Here is a 7,194-nt window from a genome sequence, read left to right as displayed (position 1 = left end):
CCCACGCCCCCCGCGTCACCCTGTGGGAGCACACATCTCCCCCCAACGGCGGACGCGGCACCGACGGCCCCTCCCGTAGCGTCGAGGCCGTGATCGAAGTCAGCCATCTCACCAAACAGTACGGTCCGAAGACCGCCGTGGACGACGTCTCCTTCGTCGTGCGTCCCGGCAGTGTGACCGGCTTCCTCGGGCCCAACGGCGCCGGGAAGTCCACCACGATGCGCATGATCATGGGGCTGGACCGGCCCACGTCGGGCACAGCCACCGTGAACGGCCAGCCGTACACGAGCTTCCGCGACCCGCTCCGGCAGGTCGGCGCCCTGCTCGAGGCGAAGGCCGTGCACTCGGGCCGCAGCGCCTACAACCACCTGCTCTCCCTCGCGGCGACCCACGGCATCCCGAAGTCCCGCGTCCACGAGGTCATCGACATGACCGGCCTCGACTCCGTCGCGAAGAAGCGCGTCGGCGGGTTCTCGCTCGGCATGGGGCAGCGCCTGGGAATCGCTGCCGCACTGCTCGGCGACCCGAAGACCCTGATCCTCGACGAGCCCGTCAATGGCCTCGACCCCGACGGTGTCGTGTGGGTGCGTCAGCTCGCCCGCCGCATGGCCGCCGACGGCCGCACGGTGTTCCTCTCCAGCCACCTGATGAGCGAGATGGCGCAGACCGCCGACCGCGTGGTCGTGCTCGGCCGGGGCAAGGTCCTCGCCGACGCCCCGATCGCCGAGTTCGTCGCCGGTGGCGGCGCCGCTGCCGGCACCGATGCCGCCGTCAGCCGCGTCATCGTCCGCACCCCGGACCCGAACGGCCTGTTCACCGCGATCGGCCCGAACGCCGCGGTCACCCAGCGCGAGGACGGTTCGTTCCTCGTCGTCGGGCCCGACGCACCGACGGTCGGCAACATCGCCGCACAGGCAGGCGTCCCCCTGCACGAACTCACCCCGACCGGCGCGAGCCTGGAGGAGGCCTACATGGCCCTCACCCGCGACGACGTCGAGTACCGATCGGAGGGCACCCGATGAGCGCCACCACCTCGCCCACCACGCCGTCGACCCGGATGTCCGGCTCGACCCGCCTGTCGTTCCCGCACCTGGTGCGGAGCGAGTGGATCAAGCTGCGGAGCATCCGGTCCACGTTCTGGTGCTACGCGATCCTGGTCGTCCTCACGATCGGCATGGCCGCGCTGGTCGGTGCGAACACGAACAGCGGCGGGCAGGACCTGCCGACCGACCTCGCCAACGGCACCGTCGTGAACGTCAACACGGTCGGCGTCCTGCTCTCGTCGCTCGTCGTCGGGGTGCTCGGCGTCCTCATCATCACCGGTGAGTACGGCACGGGCCAGGTCCGCTCGACGTTCACCGCCGACCCCCGCCGCTCCGGCGTGATCCTGGCGAAGGCCACCGTCCTCGCCCTCACGACCTTCGTGGTCAGCGCCGTCGCCACCTGGATCGGCGTCCTCATCTCGCTCCCGCTGCTGGCCGGCAACGGAGTCGAGCCGGAGATCGGTGACCCGTCGGTGTTCCTGCCGATCCTCGGGTCGTCGGTGTTCCTGACCCTGCTGGCGCTCCTCGCCTACGGCATCGGGCTGCTCGTCCGGTCGAGTGCCGGCGGGATCGCGATCACACTCGGCATCCTGTTGGTCCTGCCGGTGGTGCTGGGCCTGATGGCCGGGCTCATGAAGGTCGACTGGCCGATGGACATCATGTCGTTCCTGCCCGACTCGGCCGGCGGCCAGCTCTACGCCTACTCGTACGACGGTGCGAGCGCGGCCGCCACTGCCACCAACGGCGGCATCAAGCTGAACGGCTGGGGCGGCTTCGGCGTCCTCGCCGCCGAGGTGCTCGTCGTCGGTGGCCTCGCCCTGACGCTCGCGCGCCGTCGCGACGTCTGACGCGACCACCCCACGGCCGGGAGGCGCGGTGCCAGCCGGCACCGCGCCTCCCGTCGTTCCGCGGGCGGGTCCACCGCGTCACTAGGCTCACAGCGTGCGTTCCGTCCCCGCCCTGCTCCTGCCCGCGATCGCGGGTGTGCTCCTGCTGGCCGGCTGCGCCGGTCCGCCGCCCGTCGACGAGGCGGCGCTGTCCGCCTGGGAGAAGCGGCAGATGGCCACGCACTCGGACCGGGATCTCGGGGCGATGTACGCCCCGGAATCCGCCGGGCAGAGCGCGACGGGGAACGACGACGAGATCGACCGTGGTGTCACGATCACGTTCGCGCACCCGAAAACGGTCGACCACCTCGAGTTCTCGTGCTTCGGTGACGGGCACATGAGCGGTTCCGTCATGATCGTCTCCGGTGGCACCTCTCGGAACCACATCACCGAGGCGATGCCCTGCGGCGACGGAGAGCAACGCATCGACCTGCGGCGAACCTGGCGCGCCGACGTCGACAGCATCTCCTTCAACGGGTTCGACAGCGACCGCGACAGCGCCTGGAACGTTCGCGTGATCGGCGCAGAGGCCGTCGAGGACTGACGCCCGAGCGCTCAGGACCGCCGGACGTCGTACCGGTGCAGGGTGACACCGTTGTCGTAGCGCTGCTGCTCGAGGAGGTCGAGCTGCACGAGCGGGCGGTGCCCCGAGCGCGGCGGATCGAACAGCGGTCGGCCGGCGCCGAGCACCGACGGGTGCGTGAAGAGCATGACCTCGTCGAGCAGCCCGGCATCGAGCAGCTGACTCGCGATGCTCGGTCCGCCCACGCCGATGTCGCCCTCGCCGTCGGCACGGATCGCGGCCAGCTCGGCGATCGCGTCGCCGTCGCCGTCGCCACCGATGACCCGGGTGTCGTGGTCGGCGGTGGTCCGTGTGCGGGACACCAGGATCTTCGGCTGCGCGGTCCAGATCTCGCCGTACTCGCGCAGGTACTGCGGCATCGACTCGTCGTGCCGGGCATCCGGCCAGAACGGGTCCATCATGTCGCGCACCACCCGACCCTCGACGGACAGGGTCATCGCGGCGGCGCGGGCGTTGAACTCGCGGTGCAGCGGCTCGTCGATCCGGATCCAGTCGGGTCCGTCCAGGCCGTCGTGCTCGCCGGGGGCCCGTTCGACGAACCCGTCGACGGAGACGTTGATCCAGTAGACGAACCTCGCGGGCATGGCATGACTCCTTCGTCGAGCCGAGCGTACGCTCGCGCACGTCGCCAGGCGACACCCGCAGTCCCTCCAGCAGCACCTCCCTCAACGACGAGAGCAGGTCCGGCATGCGCCGATCGTGCACCGCACTCCTCGCCGTCGTGACGTTCCTCGGCGTCGCGACCACGGGCCTCCAGGCCGCACCAGCGGACGCGTCCGCGGTGCCGGGCGGGACCACCCGGGCGACCACCTCCACGACCGCGGCGTCGAGTGCGGCCAGCCGGCACGGCCGCGCGGCGCCCAGCCACCGGAACCCGGTCGCGCTCAGCCTGCCGGACGGGCAGACGGCGGCGAGCTGCGCGGACCCGACCGTGATCCACGGAGCCGGACGCGACCGCAACTGGTACCTGTACTGCACCACCGACGCGCTCACCGCGACGGAGCAGAACCCGGACGGGTCCCTGGTGCAGCACGCGGTGCCCACGTACCGGTCGACCGACCTGACCCACTGGACGTACGTGAACGACGCGTTCCCGACGAAGCCCGCCTGGGTGGGCGACGCGAACGGGATCTGGGCGCCGGACGTCGTGTACCGCGCCGGGGACCGTGGCCGCGCGGGCACCTGGTACCTGTACTACGCGGCCTCGGACACCCCGTCGGCGACGGGGCCGAGCGGCGGCGGCTCCGCGGTCGGGGTGGCGACGAGCTCGAGCCCGACGGGCCCGTGGAAGGACTCCGGCGGACCGGTCGTGGCACCGCAGACCGCACCGAACGGCGACGGAGCGCGGTGGGCGTTCGACCCCGAGGTCATCACGGACAAGGGGACGACCTACCTGTACTTCGGCAGCTACTTCGGCGGCGTGAACGTCCGACGCCTGAGCGCCGACGGACTGCGCTCCGACCCGTCGACCGAACGGCAGATCGCGATCGACAACCGCTACGAGGGCGCGTACCTGATGCGGCACGGCGGCTGGTGGTACTTCATGGGCTCCGCCACGAACTGCTGCAACGGGGCCCTGACCGGCTACGGCGTCTTCGTCGCCCGGTCGCGCAGCCCACTCGGACCGTTCACGGACCGCGACGGCGTGGCGATCACGAGCACCCGGGTCGGTGGCACACCCCTGCTCGCGCAGAACGGCAACCGGTGGGTCGGCACCGGCCACAACACCGTGGTCACCGACTTCGCCGGGCAGGACTGGATCATCTACCACGCGGCCGATCGCACCGACCCGTACTACGCGGGGCAGCCGACCTACACGAAGCGGCCGGCGTTGATCGACCCGCTCGACTGGCAGGGCGGCTGGCCGGTCGTCCGCGGTGGTGCCGGGCCGTCCGACACGGTGCAGCCAGGGCCGGTCGCGCAGCCGGGGCAACGGCCGACGTACCGGGCGTCCACCGCTCCCGTCGATGTGCCGGGGCGGACGATCCGGGCACTGTCGACGTCGTTCGACGGTGCCGCGGAGCCGGGGGCGGAGACCGGGGCAGCGCCCGGAGCGCTGCCTGCCCAGCTCGCCTGGACGCGTGAGCCCGACCCGTCCACCTGGACCGTCGCCGACGGCACGTTCCGCTGGCAGACGCAGGACGCCGACATCCACCCGCCGGCGACGCCGCTCGCATCGGTGTTGTCCGAACCGGCACCCCGTGGGGACTACGTGCTCCAGACCACGGTCGGGGTGGACACCCCGGCGACCGGCGACGGCCTGAACTACGTGCAGGGCGGCCTGATCGTCTGGGGTGACGACGGCAACTACGTCCGCCTCACCTCGAACTCGATCTTCAACACCCGCCAGACCGAGTTCGGCAAGCAGGTCTCCGGGCAACCGGCCGGGGCGCCGAGCTACGGCAACATGGTCGTCGGTCCGGTCGGGGACACCACCACGCTCCGGATCGTCCACCGGGAGGTCCGGGGTGAGGACCGGTACACCGCGTACACCAGCCTGGACGGGCGGCACTTCGTCCGGGGCGGCACCTGGACGGCGGACCTCGGCAGTGCACCCCGCGTCGGGCTCATCTCGCTCGGGGGCTCCGGCTTCACCAGCACCTTCGAGGACCTCCGCGTGAGCACGGTCGCGACGCGTCGCTGACGGCGGGGTCGGGTGGCGCCGGAATCGCAAGACACCGGTGTTCGCAGGCTGAACCGCGTTCTGCGCGTGTTCGACCCGCGAACACCGGTGTCTCGCAAGCCGCACGACGGCGCGTTCAGCCGCGAAACGTCGCCCGTCAACGAGATACCCGTCGGGATGCGAAGATGCATCGTTGGTGCCGGAGCCGAGAACGAGGGTTGGATGATCCCGACGGAAGACCACGACGCGAGCGCGCCGCTGCTCGACGGTCGGTACCGCGTGGAGCAAGCGATCGGCCAGGGCGGCATGTCCGTCGTCTACCGGGGCGTGGACGAGAGCCTGCACCGCCCGGTCGCGATCAAGCTCTTCCACGCGGGCATCGTCGACATCGCCCGGCAAGAGGCCGAACTCGGCGTGCTGGCGTCGCTCGAGCACCACAACCTCGTCAGCCTGCTCGACGCCGGAGTCGTCACCGGGCAGGACGGCACGCAGCAGCGCTACATCGTGATGTCGCTCGTCGTCGGGCAGGACCTCGAGGAGCGCCTGGCTGTGGGCCCGCTCGCCTCGCGGCACATCGCCGAGATCGGCTACGACATGGCCGAGGCCCTCGACTACATCCACGCCAACGCCGTCGTGCACCGCGACATCAAGCCGTCGAACATCCTGCTCGTCGACTACGGCAACGCCTCCGAGCGGGCCCGCGCACGCCTGACCGACTTCGGCATCGCGCTCGCCGCCGGCGTAGAACGCCTCACCGCCGACGGTGTGACCACCGGCACCGCCGCCTACCTCAGCCCCGAGCAGGCGCGCGGCGGCGAGGTCGGCCCGCCGAGCGACGTGTACTCGCTCGGCCTCGTGCTGCTGCAGTGCTTCACCCGCCGTCGCGAGTTCCCGGGCTCGCTCGTCGAGTCCGCCGTCGCCCGGCTGTCCCGCGACCCCGTGGTCCCCGAGCCCCTGCCCGAGCACTGGAAGCACCTGCTCCGTGCCATGACCGCGCAGGACCCCGCGGCCCGTCCGCTCGGTGCCGAGCTGGTCACGATGCTCCGCGACGTCGTGATCGCCGAGACCGCCACGGCCGACCACGTGGTCGAGCCGACCGACGAGACGGCCCCGGTACCGACGCGCCCCGAGACGGACCGCCCGGCGACCCTCGACAGCCTGCCCGACGAGTCGCTGCAGCGCACCACGGCGATGGCAGCCCGGCTCTTCGACGCTCCGATCGCCCTGGTCGAGGTCCTCGACGAGGACCGCGAGTGGTCCCAGTCGTACATCGCCGAGGGCGTCGACGAGGCAGCCCGCAGCATCAGCTTCCGGAACGGCTTCGCCCCGGTCCCCGTCCCCGTCGTGATCCCGGACGGCTCCGCGCACCCCGAGATGCGGAACAGCCCCCTGGTCACCGGTCCGCTCGGCATCCGCTTCTACGTCAGCGTCCCGCTCGTCAAGCACGACGGCGCACCGATCGGGACCCTCGCCGTGCTCGACACCCGTCCGCGGCAGGCTACCGAGGACGACCTCGCGAACCTCCGCGACCTGGCGGCGCTCGCCGTCTCGCAGCTCGAGATCCGCCAGGAGTCCCTCCGCACGACCAGCGACTCGCTGCCGGTCCCACGGGTGGTCGGCGACCACACCGCCTGACGGGAGGCGCGGTGCCAGCCCGCACCGCGCCTCCCGACCGTGCGGTGGTCGCGCCCACCGCCGCGCCCACGCCGTCCGCCGAGCGGTCACGATCCGTCGCCTGGCGCGCTCCCGCGCGACGGTCCGTGACCGCTCGACCACCCGCCAGCGGTGCGTCGTGACCATTCGCGGACCGATGCCCGGCTGACCGACTCCTGCCGAGCAGGCGAAATGCCCGGGCGCCTCCCCGAGTCGACCCGGGTGTTCCGCCCGTTCGCAGTGGTGGAGGTTCGCTCGCGTCGGTTGGCACTGCCGAGTGGGCGAAATGCCGGGGTGCCTCCGCGTGCCGACCCGGGTGTTCCGCCCGCTCGCGGTGGTGGGGGTTCGCGTGGGGCGGCTGGCGCTGCCGAACGGGCGGAATGCCGGGGTCGCACTGAGCACGAC

Annotated in this window: 6 protein-coding genes; 5 read left to right on the top strand and 1 reads right to left on the bottom strand. The window is 71.8% G+C overall.

Annotation, left to right across the window (positions count from 1 at the left end):
• Positions 1-89 precede the first annotated feature (89 nt).
• The 3 genes from DEJ02_RS17620 (at position 90) to DEJ02_RS17610 (ending at position 2,474) form a co-directional block, all read left to right on the top strand.
• On the top strand, positions 90-1,022 hold the full coding sequence (locus DEJ02_RS17620) for an ABC transporter ATP-binding protein (protein WP_111033997.1): 933 nt from the start codon (positions 90-92) through the stop codon (positions 1,020-1,022).
• Entirely contained in the window at positions 1,019-1,891 is an 873-nt protein-coding gene (locus DEJ02_RS17615) for an ABC transporter permease (RefSeq protein ID WP_111033996.1), read from the top strand. Before DEJ02_RS17620 ends, DEJ02_RS17615 begins: the two co-directional genes overlap by 4 nt.
• A gap of 94 nt (positions 1,892-1,985) precedes the next feature.
• Positions 1,986-2,474 carry a hypothetical protein gene (locus DEJ02_RS17610; protein ID WP_111033995.1) on the top strand — a complete coding sequence of 163 codons (489 nt, stop codon included), beginning with the start codon at positions 1,986-1,988 and terminating at the stop codon, positions 2,472-2,474.
• 11 nt (positions 2,475-2,485) lie between these two features.
• Here the strand turns inward: DEJ02_RS17610 and DEJ02_RS17605 are convergent, their stop codons facing one another.
• Positions 2,486-3,097, bottom strand: a complete 612-nt coding sequence (locus tag DEJ02_RS17605) for a dihydrofolate reductase family protein (RefSeq protein ID WP_111033994.1) — start codon at positions 3,095-3,097, stop codon at positions 2,486-2,488.
• Positions 3,098-3,201: 104 nt separating this feature from the next.
• Here DEJ02_RS17605 and DEJ02_RS17600 point away from each other — a divergent pair, with 104 nt between their 5' ends.
• Both DEJ02_RS17600 and DEJ02_RS17595 read left to right on the top strand, forming a co-directional pair.
• Positions 3,202-5,157, top strand: coding sequence for a family 43 glycosylhydrolase (locus DEJ02_RS17600; protein ID WP_111033993.1), 1,956 nt, complete (start codon positions 3,202-3,204; stop codon positions 5,155-5,157).
• Between the two features lie 201 nt (positions 5,158-5,358).
• A complete protein-coding gene (locus DEJ02_RS17595) occupies positions 5,359-6,771 on the top strand; it encodes a GAF domain-containing serine/threonine-protein kinase (RefSeq protein WP_111033992.1) in 1,413 nt (470 codons plus the stop codon).
• Positions 6,772-7,194 lie beyond the last annotated feature (423 nt).

The organism is Curtobacterium sp. MCLR17_042 (assembly GCF_003234695.1).
Classification (GTDB): domain Bacteria; phylum Actinomycetota; class Actinomycetes; order Actinomycetales; family Microbacteriaceae; genus Curtobacterium; species Curtobacterium flaccumfaciens.
The sequence above is the reverse complement of the archived record's forward strand: the minus strand, read 5'-3'. Positions and strand labels throughout refer to the sequence as shown.

Excerpts from the sequence above, each read along its gene's own strand:
- DEJ02_RS17605 (WP_111033994.1), bottom strand. The coding sequence starts at position 3,097 with ATGCCCGCGAGGTTCGTCTACTGGATCAACGTCTCCGTCGACGGGTTC.
- DEJ02_RS17615 (WP_111033996.1), top strand. The coding sequence starts at position 1,019 with ATGAGCGCCACCACCTCGCCCACCACGCCGTCGACCCGGATGTCCGGC.
- DEJ02_RS17595 (WP_111033992.1), top strand. The coding sequence starts at position 5,359 with ATGATCCCGACGGAAGACCACGACGCGAGCGCGCCGCTGCTCGACGGT.
- DEJ02_RS17600 (WP_111033993.1), top strand. The coding sequence starts at position 3,202 with ATGCGCCGATCGTGCACCGCACTCCTCGCCGTCGTGACGTTCCTCGGC.